The sequence below is a fragment of the Bacteroides sp. DH3716P genome, assembly GCF_025914115.1.
Taxonomy (GTDB): domain Bacteria; phylum Bacteroidota; class Bacteroidia; order Bacteroidales; family Bacteroidaceae; genus Bacteroides; species Bacteroides ovatus.
Genome location: NZ_CP083673.1, coordinates 2,560,355 through 2,576,545 on the forward strand (window position 1 = coordinate 2,560,355; position 16,191 = coordinate 2,576,545).

Below are 16,191 nucleotides of genomic sequence, written 5' to 3' on the forward strand. Positions count from 1 at the left end.
TCTATATTTTAGTTATGACTATTCTTCTTTTTAGCAGACTGGTAGAACAGAAATGCCAACAGAGCTAAAAAAGCCAAAAGTATCGTAATCATCTCTGTTGTATATGCCATTGGTTCTACCCATATTTCATGAAAGATATTCCAGCGTCCCAATACTTCTACAAAAGTCCAGAACACTACTACCGTAGCAATAGAAAAGCGCATGGCATATCCCCATTGAGTGATTTTCAACAGGCGTTTAAACATAAAAAATGAACCTGCCAGACAGCCGAAAGCAACTATAGCAGTAACAGGGCTATGCTCGCCGACAAAATTCTCATCATAACAGAAGAGTAGCACGAGATAGCTCGTCCACATGATGAGATTTAACTCCATAAAAGTAACAATCGAGGTATGACGTGTCATCGGCCGTACTACAATCGTGGTGGTACTCTTACGGAAAAAGACTTTTTGAAGATAGGTAAAGAAGTCGCATCCGCTTTTTATACTGAAAATGTAAATCAGCATAAACATCACCCAAAAGCCGAAGGAGGAAGGCATGATTAAATATTCCGGTTTTGTCACGACTTCACCGGCAGCGTTCAGCAATGGTTGCACTTCATAACGATGTGCATAATATACGTAGATAAACTCTACCCATCCGGTCCAGAAGAGTAGTCCTCCGAATAATCCCCATAATGTCTGTCGTGTATCTCCTTTTGCAAACACTCCAATAATCACCATCACCAGACCTACTGCTCCCATCGTGAAAGCCGCATAGTGAAGAGCTGTGGATGAGAGCACATGCTCCATAAAAATCATTAATGCATGCCCCAACGGCATAGTAAACAATACAATCAGGAAAGAAGTAATCCCTGTCAATACACTTTTTCTACTGTAGCCGCCTTTCATTTTCTTCTCATTTTAATTTTTTAATCATCAATTTAGTAAAAGACTGCAAAAATAACGAGTTAATCCACTCCTCCCAATACCTACATATAATTAAAGCCTCTCATTTTTTCATTTCTTTTAGGTATTTCCCCCGTATATATATCCCCGTAACTTTGCAGCTGGAAATTTAATTAATCATTATCTATCAAAATTAAGTATGAAAATCTTAAACTTTTGGATGGTTGCCCTTATGGCACTATCTCTTTCTTCTACTTTCGTTTCTTGTAGCAACAACGACGACGATGAACCTAACCTTGCCAAAGAAATAGCAGGAGCTTATAAAGGTTATTCAGTCGGCGCATGCAATATGTTCTCTGATTATTTGTTGGGTGATGAATCCACAGCAACAATCACTGCCAACGAAGATGGTACCATCAATTTGGTATATAAATCCGGATCTGGAGATTTCACTCTGAATAATTTAAAACTTTCTTCTAATAAGTCTTTCAGCGGTTCCGGTGAAGTTGCCATGTCTATGGGCGGCAGCACAGGCGGTAGCTACGACTACACATTAGAAGGTAGTGTAGATGGTTCTAAAGTGTTAAGTTTGAAAGCCAATGTTGATATTCCTGTACCTATGGGAAAAATGGAGATTGATTTCATACAAGGAGAAACTCCTGTTGGTTATTATATAAAAGACACTTATAAATACCAAACTAATTTGAGCCTTAAGGTACAAGGAGGAGAAGTTGGCTCTACTACAGATTGCCAAGTAAAGATTGAAAACCCAACAGGTAGTACCGTAAATGTTACAATCAGCGGGTTTAATAATGCAGGAGGTTCAATGAGTAACTTTGAAAAATTCACTGTTACCAGAGTCAATGTTACTAAAGCAAACAATGGTAGTTACTCGCTCAGTCTGGGTGCCTTTGAAGCAGATACCCAAAAAACTACAGGTGAAGCTCTTGCTATTAACGGCACAAGTCTGAACGGTACAATTAATGCAGACGGAACAGCCACTGTTAGTATCGTTTTCTCACCGGGAAGTATGCCAATGCCAATTACAGCAGAATTTACGGGAAGTAATACTCAAAGTAGCGCACAATAAACGATTAAATAGCAATGAAAAGAAGCAGGAACGCTATTTTCAAATATACTATAGTACTGGGAGCGGCAATGTCGCTCTCTGCTTGTAATGGAATATTTGAAAATATTTATGATGCCCCCATCGAAACGGAGATGGAAATCAAGGAAAATAGCTTTTCACAAGTCAAGACTGTTGAATATACAGAATGGGCCTACATTAACCTCTCGGAACGTACGGTTACTACCGTTAAAATCGGAGAGGAATATGAGAGTCAAATTCCTGACAAGTGGGATTTCGCTATTCATCGTTATGATATAAAAACCAACGAGGGTGCTGCCTACAAAACAACTTACACAAGTATCGACGAGTTTAAAGCAACAGGTAAACTGCCTAAAGCGGAAGATTTTGTAGAAGATGAATGGACAACCGATAAAATAGCCATTGACATGTCGGGCATGATGGACGGAAACATTATCTACACAGAGTCTTACCGTAATGCTGTTCTTTCCAGCTGGCTGGACGTTAATACCGCAACGATGCCTCCGGTATACACCATGTCAAACCAAGTTTTTTTGATACGTTTGAAAGACAATACATACGCAGCGATCCGTTTTACCAACTACATGAATGCCAGAGGTATAAAAGGATATATTGACTTCAATTTCCAGTATCCGCTTGAGTTCGAGGACAACAACAATGAAACCAATCAACAAGAATGAAACCTACATTTATAATATCATTATTGCTTTTTTCATTTATAGCAACTTGCACCACATTAGCACAACACTCAACTTATCACATCAGCGGACGTGTAACTGATACAGAAGGGGAACCTCTCCCCGGTGCAACGATTTCCATCAAAGGTAAAGGAACCGGAGCCGTCACATCCGTCGACGGCACATATACATTACAACTCCCCGGAACCGGTACATACCTCATCACCGCCTCGTATGTAGGCTATCAGCCACAAGAAAAAAGACTGACTGTAGGGAAAGAGAAAAGACTAAGTTTCCGCTTATCGGAAGATCAGTTTGACCTGGGAACAGTGGTTGTCACAGGTACACGTACTCCCAAATTACTGAAAGATGCTCCTATCATCACTCGTGTAATCACAGCAGACGATATTAAGAAGGTAGATGCAACCAACGTAGGACAATTATTACAATCGGAACTGCCGGGCATTGAATTTTCCTATTCAATGGATCAGCAGGTTTCTATCAATATGCAGGGATTCGGAGGAAACTCTGTACTCTTCCTGGTAGATGGCGAACGTCTGGCAGGGGAAACTTTAAACAACGTCGACTACAACCGATTGAACCTCGATAACGTGGAACGGGTAGAAATTGTAAAAGGGGCTGCCTCTACTCTCTATGGTTCCAGTGCAGTAGGTGGCGTAATCAACATCATCACCCGTGATTCCGAGGACCCATGGAATTTAAATGTAAACAGCCGCTTCGGTGAACATAACGACCAACGATATGGCGGAACTTTCAGTTTCAAAGCCGGTAAATTCAACAGCCAGACGAATGTGCAACATACAATGTCCGATTCTTACGACGTACCGGAAGGAGATGTGACAACCATCTTCGGAAACCGCACATGGAATGTGAAGGAACGTCTTGTTTACAGACCGATTGAACAGTTGAAACTGACTGCACGCGGAGGTTATTATTTCCGCGAACGGGATAAGACCGGAGACAGCAAAGACCGTTATCGTGATTTCAGCGGAGGTCTGAAAGCCAACTATGATTTCAACATCATGAGTAATCTGGAAGTTGCCTATACATTCGACCAATATGATAAAAGTGATTATCTGACCTCATACAAATACGATGTCCGCGATTACAGCAATGTGCAACATAGCGTACGCGCACTCTACAATTACACCTTCAACGATAAAAACATTCTGACCGTAGGAGGAGATTATATGCGTGACTATCTATTGTCTTATCAATTTACCAACAATGGAAGTTATACCATGCACTCGGCAGATGCATTCGGACAGTTCGACTGGAACCCGACCGAACATTTCAACGTAATCAGCGGGGTACGTTTCGACTATTTCTCACAATCTAACGTACGTCATATATCTCCGCACATCGGACTGATGTACAAAATAGCCAACTGCTCCCTCCGTGGCTCATACTCACAGGGATTCCGCTCTCCTACCCTCAAAGAAATGTATATGAACTTCGACATGGCAAATGCCATGATGATTTATGGTAATCCCGACCTGAAATCGGAGACGAGCCACAACTTCTCGCTCTCGGCGGAATATACCAAGAACCGTTACAATTTTACCGTTTCAGGATATTACAACCTTGTCAATGACCGGATCGACCTGACTTCATTCCGCGACACTGACGGAAGATGGGCACAGCTATATATCAATACAGAGAAAGTAGACATCGCCGGTGTGGATATCAACGCCTCCGCCAAATATCCTTGTGGTCTGGGAATACGTGTTTCTTACGGATACCTCCACGAGTTTATGCGCGACGGACAAATGAAATTCTCCAGTACCCGCCCACATTCAGCGACCGCACGTATCGAATACGGCAAATCATGGGATAATTATCAATTCAATCTTTCCCTGAACGGACGTGCGTTATCCAAAGTAGAAACCAATAAATATGTGGGCAATAATCCGGATGAAGGGACTACCGGAGTGACTTATCCGGGATATACGATGTGGAACCTGACGTTGACACAAGGGATCTGGAAAGGAGTCAGCCTGAATATGGCCGTCAACAACATATTTAATTATGTTCCAAGCTATTATGATGCAAACTCTCCTTATACCCGGGGAACCAACTTCTCCATCGGACTTGCATTAGACGTAGACAGGTTCTTCAGAAAATAGAAAAGATAAAACTACATACAAAGCTAAAAATAAGAGAAATGAAAAAGAAAAGTAAAATCATCTTAGGTGTATGCACCGTTGCTGCAGCTCTGATAGGGATGTCCGTATGGAATATCTGGTTCAGTCCTACAAAGATTGCTTTCATCAACTTCCAGACCATACAGCAGGGAAGTATATCGAAAGCCAACGACAATTTATCCATCAAACTCAGTGAAGTATCGCTCGACAACCTCGACCGTCTGACCGGTTACGACATGGTATTCATCAACGGAATGGGTCTGCGTATCGTCGAGGAACAACGTCAACAAATACAACAGGCTGCCGACAAAGGTATTCCTGTATATACTTCCATGGCTACCAACCCGGCCAACAACATTTGTAATCTGGACAGCGTACAACAGAATCTGATACGAGGTTATCTGACCAACGGAGGAAAGACCAACTACCGGAATATGCTGAATTATATCCGTAAAGCTATTGACGGTAAAATCTCTTCCATACCGGAAGTGGAAGACCCGGCAGAAAGACCCAGCGACATGCTCTATCACGCCGGACTCACCAACCCGGATGATGAACTGGAGTTCCTCACCGTGGCAAATTATGAGAAATTCATGAAGGACAACCGTCTTTATAAAGAAGGAGCACGTAAAATCATGATAACCGGACAAATGGCTGATGCCACCGGACTTATTGAGGCTCTTGAAAAAGAAGGTTACAATGTTTATCCGGTTCAGTCAATGACGAAATTCATGTCATTTATTGACGAAGTGCAGCCAGACGCAATCATCAACATGGCACACGGACGCATGGGAGACAAAATGGTGGATTATCTGAAAGCTAAGAATATCCTCTTGTTTGCTCCGCTCACCATCAACAGCCTGGTAGACGAATGGGAGAAAGATCCGATGGGAATGGCAGGAGGATTTATGTCACAAAGTATCGTGACTCCGGAAATCGACGGTGCCATCCGTCCTTTCGCTCTCTTTGCACAATATGAGGATGAAGAAGGATTGCGCCATTCGTATGCAGTACCCGAACGCTTGAAGACTTTCGTATCCACAATCAATAATTATTTGAATCTGAATACTAAGCCGAACAGCGAGAAGAAGGTAGCTATCTACTATTATAAAGGTCCGGGGCAAAATGCATTGACCGCTGCCGGTATGGAGGTGGTTCCTTCCCTATACAATCTTCTGGTCCGCATGAAACAGGAAGGATACAACATATCCGGTCTGCCTGCAAATGCTGAAAAACTGGGTAAAATGATACAGGCTCAAGGCGCTGTGTTCAACTCTTACGCAGAGGGAGCCTTTAATGACTTTATGCAAAAAGGACATCCCGAACTTATCACCAAAGATCAATATGAAAGTTGGGTGAAAGAGTCACTCCGCCCTGAAAAATATCAGGAAGTGGTGGATGCTTTCGGCGAATTCCCCGGCAACTATATGGCGACTAACGACGGTAAATTGGGTATTGCCCGTCTGCAATTCGGGAATGTAGTCTTAATGCCACAAAATGCTGCCGGAAGCGGGGACAACTCCTTCCAAGTGATTCATGGCACTAATATGGCTCCTCCTCATACTTATATTGCTTCCTATCTATGGATGCAACATGGTTTCAAGGCTGACGCACTGATCCATTTCGGTACACATGGAAGTCTTGAATTTACTCCCAGAAAACAAGTGGCATTGTGCAGCAACGACTGGCCGGATCGCCTGGTTGGAGCAGTTCCGCACTTCTATATCTACTCTATTGGTAATGTTGGTGAAGGAATGATGGCTAAACGCCGTTCGTATGCCACCATACAGTCGTACCTCACTCCTCCTTTCCTTGAAAGCAGTGTGCGTGGTATTTATCGGGAGCTGATGGAAAAAATCAAGATTTACAATAACTCTCACAAAGAGAATAAAGATCAGGAATCATTAGCTGTCAAAACGCTGACTGTGAAAATGGGAATTCACCGTGATTTAGGTTTGGACAGCATTGCCAACAAACCATATACGGAAGATGAAATCGCCCGTGTAGAAAACTTCGCAGAAGAACTGGCTACCGAGAAAATCACCGGACAACTCTACACAATGGGAGTTCCTTATGAAGCGGAACGGATCACTTCTTCCGTCTATGCAATGGCTACAGAACCTATCGCATACAGCCTGCTGGCTCTTGACAAGCAACGTGGTAAAGCGACAGATGCCGTTAGCAAGCACCGCAGCCTCTTTACACAACAGTACTTGACTCCTGCTCGCCATCTGGTAGAAAAGTTGCTCGCTAATCCTGCACTGGCCACAGATGAACTAATTTGTCGTACAGCCGGTATCACCGCACAGGAACTAGCCAAGGCTCGTCAAATAGAGGCAGACCGCAATGCTCCGAAAGGTATGATGGCAATGATGATGGCTGCATCGGCAAAGAGTGAACAATCCGACGAAAAGAAAGCAGGTAAAGGACATCCGGCATCTGTCTCCAAAGAGGGTTCTCCTCATGGTCAAATGCCCGAAAGCATGAAAGAGGCCATGAAGAAAATGGGCGCCAACATGGATCCTGAAAAAGCAATGGAAATGGCTAAGTCTATGGGAGCAAGTCCGGAAGCATTGAAGAAAATGGAAGCCGGAATGAAAGCTAATAAAGAAAAAGCTGCCGGATCTTCTGACAAACAGGGAAACAGTGGAAAGCAAGAAAAGCCTCAAGGTATGGCTGCCATGATGGCCGCTATGGGAAAAGCTCCGAAAGAATACAGTAAAGAAGAAATCGAACTGGCACTTGCCATCGCTGAAGTAGAGCGTACAATCAAGAATGTAGGCAACTACAAGAACGCACTTCTGACAAGTCCCGAAGAAGAGTTAAGCAGTCTGATGAATGCATTGAAAGGTGGATACACCGCTCCTACTCCCGGAGGTGATCCGATTGCTAATCCGAATGCTTTACCAACCGGACGTAATATGTATGCTATCAATGCCGAAGCAACTCCTACAGAATCCGCTTGGGAAAAAGGTATCGCTTTAGCCAAACAAACGATTGATACTTACAAGCAACGTCACAATGATTCAATCCCACGTAAAGTGAGTTATACTCTCTGGTCTTCCGAATTTATAGAAACCGGTGGGGCTACTATTGCTCAAGTACTGTATATGCTGGGAGTAGAACCTGTTCGTGACGCATTCGGTCGTGTCAGTGATCTAAAACTGATTCCTTCAGCCGAACTGGGACGTCCACGTATCGACGTAGTAGTTCAGACTTCCGGACAACTCCGTGATATCGCCGCTTCCCGCCTCTTCCTGATTAACCGTGCAGTAGAAATGGCTGCGGCAGCGAAAGACGACAAGTTTGAAAATCAGGTAGCTGCCAGTGTGGTAGAAGCTGAAAGAGTGTTGACCGAAAAAGGTGTCAGTCCGAAAGATGCCCGCGAAATGGCTTCTTTCCGAGTATTCGGAGGTGCTAATGGCATGTATGGTACAGGAATTCAAGGAATGGTGGAATCCGGCGACCGCTGGGAAAGTGAATCGGAAATTGCAGATACTTACCTCAACAATATGGGAGCCTTCTACGGTGACGAAAAACACTGGGAAGTCTTTCAGAAATTTGCCTTTGAAGCAGCATTGAACAGTACTGATGTTGTCGTTCAGCCCCGCCAAAGTAACACTTGGGGAGCATTGAGCCTCGACCACGTATATGAATTCATGGGAGGTATGAATCTTGCCGTACGCAATGTTACCGGTAAAGACCCGGACGCTTATCTTAGCGACTACCGGAACCGCAACAACATGAAAATGCAGGAACTTAAAGAAGCAGTCGGTGTAGAAAGCCGTACAACGATTCTGAATCCTACCTATATCAAAGAGAAAATGAAAGGCGGTGCTTCTGCAGCAAGCGAAGTTGCCCAGACTGTAACCAATACGTATGGCTGGAACGTGATGAAACCTGCCGCTATCGACAAGGAACTTTGGGATAATATATATGATGTATATGTCAAAGACGAATACAAACTGAATGTAAAAGACTTCTTTGAAAAACAGAATCCCGCAGCTTTACAGGAAGTGACTGCCGTTATGATGGAAACTGCCCGCAAAGGATATTGGAAAGCTTCTCCGGAACAACTCTCCAATATTGCCAAACTGCATACAGACCTTGTCAGACAATTCGGTCCTTCGGGCAGCGGATTTACCGGAGACAATGCCAAATTACAGCAGTTCATCGCCTCTCAAGTAGATGCGCAAACCGCAGCCAACTACAACAAGGAACTGAAACAAATGAAACAAGCCACCCTGGACGGAGAAGCGACCAAAGGAGGCATGGTATTGAAGAAACAATCGAGCGATGCCGTACAAGGGGCACAGGAAGAACAAAATTCTTTGAATGGAGGCCTTATCGCAGGTATTGTTCTGGTAGCATTTGTTGTCATGTTGCTAATACTTAAAAAGAAACGGAAAAAGTAATGTAATATGGAGTTAATTATTCACATATTAATGCTGTTTATCGTGATTAACTGCAGTTTCAAACTCAGTTTCTGGAAACTTTGGCAAACCGTAATATACAGCCTGATAGCCGGTCTTTTTGTAGCCGGCACCTGGCAGTATGCTATTCTCCAGTCAAAGACACAGATTGCTGATTATCTGCAGAACACGGAAGCATTGCAAAACATGGCTATTATCATAACGCTTGAGTCAGCACTCTGCTTCGGCTATTGCGTGGCTTTCCTGCGCGGACTTTATGGTAAGAAGAATTTATGGTGGGCGGAATTACTTCGCTGGTATCCCAGCTTGTTGCTCTTCCCCGTATTATTCTACTATCTCACAGAAGCTATCTTCCGGTTACCTGGCGTAGACTTTTCAGTGACAGCCTGGTCATTTGCAGGGATAGTGGTTATCGCCATCCCATTATTAAGCCGGCTGATGAAGTATCTTGTACCCGAAGACGATCTCCGGTTGGAAGTTCATTTCCTTGTCAGCTTATTCATCTGTATCCTCGGACTACTGACCACTGTCAATGGGAAAACGACCTATGCCGCCACCGAAGAGGCGCTCAACTGGAAAGCGATTATCTTGTCCATCGGTCTGTTCGTTATCCTGTTTCTCATTGGATTTGCCTGGAACAAGCTGAAATGGCCTTTATTACAACGTAAAGAATTAAAAAAAAGAAGTAAAATCAATCAATAAAATATTATATGGAACTCATCTCTAAACTTTTATTCTGGGTAGCGAACAGTTTACTTATACCCGATATCATTATTTTGCTGTGCCTGTTCGTTCGTTCACTTATTTTGATCGGAGGCACCTACAACATGTACATGACCAAACGTAAAAATGACAAAGCACTGGACCAACTCATTAAAGATGCACGGATAGACGATCTGAAAGCAGCTTTACCCGACAAAGACAATTCACTATATATGGGTTATCTCCGCGATCTGCTCTACCATCCGGCCAGTGCAGATTACTCTGACTTCCTGATAACAAAATTCGAGAATGAAGCAGAGAAAGATGTGTCTCTTTCTAAAATGCTGGCTAAGATAGGTCCGGTTCTCGGATTGATAGGAACATTGATTTCCATGAGTCCGGCACTTGTGGGACTTTCTACAGGAGATATCTCCGGAATGGCATATAATATGCAGGTAGTATTTGCAACGACTGTTGTAGGTTTGGTTATTAGTGCTGTGGGACTGATATCCATGCAGTTCAAACAACGTTGGTATGCCAAAGATGTCAACAACCTCGATTATGTATCAAGAGTATTAAACGAAACAACCGGAGAGTCCAATAATGAAAAGAAATAGAAGAGTCAGCAAATTCCTCAAAGAAGAGGATACCGACCCGCTAAGTGTAGTAGTAAACTTGTTCGACGTAGCGATGGTATTTGCCGTGGCATTGATGGTAGCAATGGTGATGCACATGAATATGACGGAAGTTTTCGGACAGGAAGATTTCACCATCGTGAAGAATCCTGGTAAAGAAAATATGGAAATCATCTCCAAGGAAGGAAAGAAAATCAACACTTACAAGCCTTCCGGTCAGAAAGAGGAGGATTCAGGGAAAAGAGGAAGAAAAGTAGGGATAGCCTACGAACTGGATAACGGTGAGATTATTTATGTTCCGGAATAACCATTAAAAGTATATTTCCTACCAATAATCAATAGTATCGGGCAGGACAATCCTATTCAGGCATTGTCTGCCCTTTATTTCTTTCATTTTACATTGATAACTATCAGAACAAAACATGGTTTCTTCTTTATCAAAACCCGACAAAAGACACACACATTATCGCAGAAATCTACTAATCATCTGCCTGTTATTAGGTATCGTTCTCATTACTTTCTGCTTTTTGCTTTGCCAGCACGACAGTCAGGATATGGACTGCGATTGCTTAAGATGCCTGTTAAGTGCTCCTCCCCAGGAGGGAGAGTATCTCTACAACCGTTATCTGCTCCTCATCAGTGTTCTCTGCTTCTTGTTAATATTCCTGCCCATTTATATATTCGAACATCGACAACATATAAAAAGGAAATAAAAAAACAAGCCACCGAAATGAGTCACTCATTCCGATGGCCTATCCCCTTTAAACACCTTTAAACAAAATGAAAATATGCCTCATATACTAACTAAACTAACTAACCCTCGAGGCATATTTTAAAAGAGACTGTCGCATCAACCTCTTTTTATTATAGATAGCTTTCGCTCTCTAATCTTATTTACGAGCTTCAGCAATATAGCCGAGAGCTTCTTCACATTTTGCAGTTACATAAGCCCAGTCTTCTGCTGCTACCTTATCTTTCGGGAACAGTTTAGAGCCCATACCTACGCAGAATACACCGGCTTTAATCCATGCAGTCAGGTTTTCCTTAGTAGGTTCTACCCCACCTGTTACCATCAGCTTAGACCATGGCATCGGAGCCATCAAACCTTTCACGAAGTTAGTTCCGTAAACATCACCCGGGAATACTTTGCAAAGATCGCAACCTACTTCCTGCGCAAAACCAACTTCTGACACAGAACCACATCCCGGAGTATAAGCTACCGAGCGACGGTTACATACCTTAGCAATTTCAGGGTTGAACAACGGACCTACCACGAAGTTAGCACCCAGTTGCAGGTACATAGCAGCAGTAGCCGGATCAACGATAGAACCGATACCGATTGCCATTTCAGGGCATTCTTTTGCTGCGAATTTAACGATTTCAGCAAATACTTCCTGTGCAAAGTCACCACGGTTTGTGAATTCGAAAGCACGAACACCACCGTCATAACAAGCCTTTACTACTTTCTTTGCAACTTCTGCATCTTTGTGATAGAATACAGGAACCATTCCTGTAGAGCCGATCTTATTCAATACGGCTATTTTATCGAATTTTGCCATCTTATTATTTACTATTTAAATGAATTGATTTTCTTTACTTTTCAACTCTCCAAATTATCTCTGTACGCGACCGCTTGCGTCACCACCAGCCAATGCTTCTACTTCTTCTACAGAAACAAGGTTGAAGTCACCATTGATAGTATGTTTCAATGCAGATGCAGCAACAGCGAATTCAAGAGCAGCACCCTGATTAGGTTTAGTCATCAAACCATGGATAATACCGCCGGAGAAAGAGTCACCACCACCTACACGGTCGATAATCGGATCGATATCATAACGCTTTGAAGTATAGAATTCTTCTCCGTTGTAGATCATCGCTTTCCAACCGTTGTGAGTAGCAGAGAAAGATTCGCGCAAAGTAGAAACTACATATTTGAATCCGAATTCTTTCATCATCTGCTGAAAGATACCTTTGTAACCTTCAGCATCTGTGTGACCAGCCTCAACGTCAGCATCCGGCTTGAAGCCCAAACAAAGTTCTGCATCTTCTTCGTTACCGATACATACGTCTACAAACTGCATCAACGGTTTCATGATAGACTGTGCTTTTTCTTTAGTCCACAGTTTCTTACGGAAGTTCAAGTCAACAGAAACAGTTACACCGTGACGTTTTGCAGCTTCACAAGCCAGACGAGTCAACTCGGCAGCCTTGTCAGAGATAGCCGGAGTGATACCAGACCAGTGGAACCAGTCAGCACCTTCCATGATTGCATCAAAATCGAAATCAGCAGCGTCAGCTTCAGCAATAGCAGAGTGAGCACGGTCATAAATAACCTTGCTAGGACGCATAGAAGCACCAGTTTCCAAGTAGTAGATACCTACACGGTCGCCACCACGAGCAATAAAGTCTGTCTTAACACCATATTTACGCAATGCGTTAACAGCAGACTGTCCAATTTCATGTTTCGGCAATTTAGTTACGAAATAGGCCTCATGTCCGTAGTTGGCACAGCTTACTGCAACGTTAGCTTCTCCACCACCATATACTACATCAAAAGAATCAGATTGAACAAAACGAGTATTACCCGGAGTTGATAATCTAAGCATGATTTCGCCTAATGTAACGACTTTCTTTCCCATAATCTTATGTTTCAATTTCTAAGTTATTAATATTATGAACTTTCAATTTATCATTCCAGCCCCACTTCAAGGGTTAACACATTGATTATATGAACATTAATCTATAACACAACTAATATTACATACCTTTCGTGTGCGGGCACAAAGATACAACAATTTTCGTAATTACAAAAATTGTTATATATTTGTATCGAAAATATTAAGATTATTATTGTGTGCGAGCACAAAAACCTATATAAATAAAGGTTATCGTATGAATAAATTGCCCGAAAGGATCAGAATCAAAGACATCGCCCGTCTAGCAGATGTATCAGTGGGAACAGTAGACCGCGTTATTCACGGACGTAGCGGAGTGTCGGAGGCCAGTAAGAAACGCGTAGAAGAAATTCTGAAGCAGCTTGACTACCAGCCCAATATGTACGCCAGCGCTCTGGCTTCCAACAAGAAGTATACGTTTATCTGCCTTTTGCCGGAGCATCTGGAAGGCGAATACTGGACGGCTGTAGAAATCGGTATTCATGAAGCTATCGCGACCTATTCGGATTTCAATACTTCGGTGAAAATCAACTATTACGATCCATACGATTATCATTCATTCGTCAACGCCAGTGAAGCCATCCTGGCCCTGCAGCCGGACGGAGTGATGGTAGCTCCTACCGCTCCGCAATATACGAAAGGATTCACCGATCAGTTGCAGGCACTGGATATACCTTATATATATATAGACTCCAATATTAAAGAGGTTCCTCCCCTTGCCTTCTTTGGTCAGAACTCACGTCAAAGCGGATATTTCGCTGCTCGAATGATGATGTTACTGGCACGGGAGGAAAAGGAAATTGTGATTTTCCGCAAAATACATGAAGGAATTGTAGGATCTAATCAGCAGGAGAACAGAGAAATCGGTTTTAGGCAGTACATGAAAGAACATCATCCGTCTTGTACTATACTGGAACTTGACTTGCATGCCGAACGCAACGACGAAGATAACGAGATGCTGGACGAATTCTTCCGCACTTATCCGATGGTTAAGAACGGAATCACTTTCAACTCTAAAGCCTACATCGTTGGCGAGTACCTGCAAAGCCGTGGAAAGAAAGACTTCAATCTGATAGGCTATGACCTTCTGGAACGGAATGTCACCTGCCTGAAAGAAGGAAGTATCTCCTTCCTCATCGCCCAGCAGCCGGAACTGCAAGGAGCCAATGGCATCAAAGCTCTATGCGATCATCTTATTTTCAAGAAAGAAGTGACTCGTATCAACTATATGCCCATTGATCTGTTAACAGTAGAGACAATAGACTATTACCATAGCAAATAACAACAAAGTACAACTTTACAAGTACATTACATGGAAACAAAGTATTTAAGAATTAATCCTGCCGACAACGTCGCCGTTGCCATTGTTAACCTCCCGGCAGGAGAGCATCTTTCTGTAGATGGCATTGAAATTACATTGAACGAAGACATTCCTGCCGGACATAAATTCGCATTGAAGAATTTTGCTGAAGGCGAAAATGTAATCAAGTACGGTTATCCTATCGGACATGCACGAATGGCTAAGAAACAGGGTGACTGGATGAACGAAACGAACATCAAAACCAACCTCGCCGGATTGTTGGATTACACTTACAACCCGATTCAGGTTTCTTTGGATATTCCTCATAAAGATCTTACATTCAAAGGTTATCGTCGCAAAAACGGTGATGTAGGGGTAAGAAACGAAATATGGATTATCCCGACGGTAGGTTGCGTAAACGGTATCATCGGTCAACTGGCTGAAGGACTGCGTCGCGAAACCGAAGGCAAGGGAGTGGATGCCATTGTTGCTTTCCCACACAACTACGGTTGCTCGCAACTTGGTGACGACCACGAAAATACAAAAAAGATTCTTCGTGACATGGTGCTTCATCCCAATGCAGGTGCTGTATTGGTAGTAGGCTTAGGATGTGAGAATAACCAGCCGGATGTATTCCGTGAGTTCCTGGGCGAGTTTGATGAAGACCGTGTGAAGTTCATGGTTACTCAAAAGGTAGGTGACGAATACGAAGAAGGAATGGAAATCCTCCGCGATTTGTATGCAAAGGCTTCTAAAGATGAACGTACCGATGTTCCTTTGTCCGAACTGCGTGTGGGATTGAAATGCGGTGGTTCCGATGGTTTCTCCGGCATTACGGCAAACCCGCTATTGGGTATGTTCTCCGATTTCCTGATTGCACAGGGAGGTACAAGCGTATTGACTGAAGTTCCGGAAATGTTCGGTGCAGAAACAATCCTGATGAACCGTTGTAAAAACGAAGAGCTGTTTGAACAGACTGTCCATCTGATTAATGACTTCAAAGAATACTTCCTGTCACATGGAGAGCCTGTAGGTGAAAATCCTTCTCCGGGCAACAAAGCCGGTGGTATCTCTACTCTGGAAGAAAAAGCACTGGGATGTACCCAGAAATGTGGAAAGAGTTATGTATCCGGCGTAATGCCTTACGGCGAACGTTTACAGAAAAAAGGACTCAACCTGCTTTCTGCTCCGGGCAATGACCTGGTTGCAGCCACTACTCTGGCTGCGAGCGGATGTCACATGGTGCTTTTCACCACCGGACGCGGTACTCCTTTCGGCACTTTTGTTCCGACCATGAAGATTTCCACCAATTCAACCCTGGCTAAAAACAAACCGGGATGGATTGACTTCAACGCCGGTGTGATCGTAGAAAACGAACCGATGGAAAAGACTTGTGAACGCTTCATTGATTATATCATCAAAGTGGCAAGCGGTGAATTCGTAAACAACGAAAAGAAAGGCTATCGCGAAATTGCTATCTTTAAAACAGGGGTAACCTTGTAAACAAGTCGCTATCTGATACAACAAATATATCGAAGATAAAAGATACATTGTTAAAACAATAGAGTTGCTATCCCGTTCAACTTATCATTGAGTGAAGGATAGCAAC

At 43.1% G+C, this 16,191-nt stretch carries 12 protein-coding genes; 9 read left to right on the plus strand and 3 right to left on the minus strand.

From position 1 onward, the window contains the following. Positions 1-8: 8 nt before the first annotated feature. A complete protein-coding gene (locus tag KQP79_RS09565; protein ID WP_004308057.1) occupies positions 9-890 on the minus strand; it encodes a hypothetical protein in 882 nt (293 codons plus the stop codon). 196 nt (positions 891-1,086) lie between these two features. Here KQP79_RS09565 and KQP79_RS09570 point away from each other — a divergent pair, with 196 nt between their 5' ends. Genes KQP79_RS09570 through KQP79_RS09600 form a run of 7 tightly spaced genes read left to right on the plus strand, consistent with a single transcriptional unit; the run spans position 1,087 to position 10,914 of the window. Further along, a complete protein-coding gene (locus KQP79_RS09570) occupies positions 1,087-1,977 on the plus strand; it encodes a calycin-like domain-containing protein (protein ID WP_061447572.1) in 891 nt (296 codons plus the stop codon). A 14-nt stretch (positions 1,978-1,991) separates the two neighbouring features. Further along, complete coding sequence (locus KQP79_RS09575; protein WP_004308059.1) at positions 1,992-2,675, plus strand: HmuY family protein; 684 nt, start codon at positions 1,992-1,994, stop codon at positions 2,673-2,675. Then, entirely contained in the window at positions 2,672-4,819 is a 2,148-nt protein-coding gene (locus tag KQP79_RS09580) for a TonB-dependent receptor (RefSeq protein WP_004308060.1), read from the plus strand. Before KQP79_RS09575 ends, KQP79_RS09580 begins: the two co-directional genes overlap by 4 nt. Positions 4,820-4,857: 38 nt before the next feature. Further along, positions 4,858-9,252 carry a cobaltochelatase subunit CobN gene (locus tag KQP79_RS09585; protein WP_004308061.1) on the plus strand — a complete coding sequence of 1,465 codons (4,395 nt, stop codon included), beginning with the start codon at positions 4,858-4,860 and terminating at the stop codon, positions 9,250-9,252. Positions 9,253-9,258: 6 nt separating this feature from the next. Then, entirely contained in the window at positions 9,259-9,972 is a 714-nt protein-coding gene (locus KQP79_RS09590) for a hypothetical protein (protein WP_004325695.1), read from the plus strand. An 8-nt stretch (positions 9,973-9,980) separates the two neighbouring features. Then, entirely contained in the window at positions 9,981-10,589 is a 609-nt protein-coding gene (locus KQP79_RS09595; protein WP_004300150.1) for a MotA/TolQ/ExbB proton channel family protein, read from the plus strand. Continuing rightward, positions 10,576-10,914: a DUF2149 domain-containing protein gene (locus tag KQP79_RS09600; protein WP_004300151.1), complete on the plus strand. Its 339-nt coding sequence runs from the start codon at positions 10,576-10,578 to the stop codon at positions 10,912-10,914. Before KQP79_RS09595 ends, KQP79_RS09600 begins: the two co-directional genes overlap by 14 nt. Positions 10,915-11,497: 583 nt before the next feature. On the opposite strand, the gene KQP79_RS09605 is transcribed toward KQP79_RS09600, so the two are convergent. Together KQP79_RS09605 and KQP79_RS09610 are read right to left on the minus strand one after the other, a co-directional pair. Then, complete coding sequence (locus tag KQP79_RS09605; protein ID WP_004300153.1) at positions 11,498-12,166, minus strand: bifunctional 4-hydroxy-2-oxoglutarate aldolase/2-dehydro-3-deoxy-phosphogluconate aldolase; 669 nt, start codon at positions 12,164-12,166, stop codon at positions 11,498-11,500. A 54-nt stretch (positions 12,167-12,220) separates the two neighbouring features. Beyond that, a complete protein-coding gene (locus KQP79_RS09610; RefSeq protein WP_004300154.1) occupies positions 12,221-13,246 on the minus strand; it encodes a sugar kinase in 1,026 nt (341 codons plus the stop codon). 253 nt (positions 13,247-13,499) lie between these two features. Between KQP79_RS09610 and KQP79_RS09615 the strand changes: the two genes are divergently transcribed. Together KQP79_RS09615 and KQP79_RS09620 are read left to right on the plus strand one after the other, a co-directional pair. Next, positions 13,500-14,564 (plus strand): LacI family DNA-binding transcriptional regulator, encoded by a 1,065-nt coding sequence (locus tag KQP79_RS09615; protein ID WP_004308063.1) that lies wholly within the window; start codon positions 13,500-13,502, stop codon positions 14,562-14,564. A 30-nt stretch (positions 14,565-14,594) separates the two neighbouring features. Then, positions 14,595-16,085, plus strand: a complete 1,491-nt coding sequence (locus KQP79_RS09620) for a UxaA family hydrolase (RefSeq protein WP_004303833.1) — start codon at positions 14,595-14,597, stop codon at positions 16,083-16,085. Positions 16,086-16,191: the final 106 nt, after the last annotated feature.

Bases quoted from the DNA above. Each gene is read 5' to 3' on its own strand.
- KQP79_RS09565 (WP_004308057.1), bottom strand. From the start codon at position 890: ATGAAAGGCGGCTACAGTAGAAAAAGTGTATTGACAGGGATTACTTCT.
- KQP79_RS09570 (WP_061447572.1), top strand. From the start codon at position 1,087: ATGAAAATCTTAAACTTTTGGATGGTTGCCCTTATGGCACTATCTCTT.
- KQP79_RS09580 (WP_004308060.1), top strand. From the start codon at position 2,672: ATGAAACCTACATTTATAATATCATTATTGCTTTTTTCATTTATAGCA.
- KQP79_RS09610 (WP_004300154.1), bottom strand. From the start codon at position 13,246: ATGGGAAAGAAAGTCGTTACATTAGGCGAAATCATGCTTAGATTATCA.
- KQP79_RS09595 (WP_004300150.1), top strand. From the start codon at position 9,981: ATGGAACTCATCTCTAAACTTTTATTCTGGGTAGCGAACAGTTTACTT.
- KQP79_RS09585 (WP_004308061.1), top strand. From the start codon at position 4,858: ATGAAAAAGAAAAGTAAAATCATCTTAGGTGTATGCACCGTTGCTGCA.
- KQP79_RS09615 (WP_004308063.1), top strand. From the start codon at position 13,500: ATGAATAAATTGCCCGAAAGGATCAGAATCAAAGACATCGCCCGTCTA.
- KQP79_RS09575 (WP_004308059.1), top strand. From the start codon at position 1,992: ATGAAAAGAAGCAGGAACGCTATTTTCAAATATACTATAGTACTGGGA.
- KQP79_RS09590 (WP_004325695.1), top strand. From the start codon at position 9,259: ATGGAGTTAATTATTCACATATTAATGCTGTTTATCGTGATTAACTGC.
- KQP79_RS09605 (WP_004300153.1), bottom strand. From the start codon at position 12,166: ATGGCAAAATTCGATAAAATAGCCGTATTGAATAAGATCGGCTCTACA.
- KQP79_RS09620 (WP_004303833.1), top strand. From the start codon at position 14,595: ATGGAAACAAAGTATTTAAGAATTAATCCTGCCGACAACGTCGCCGTT.
- KQP79_RS09600 (WP_004300151.1), top strand. From the start codon at position 10,576: ATGAAAAGAAATAGAAGAGTCAGCAAATTCCTCAAAGAAGAGGATACC.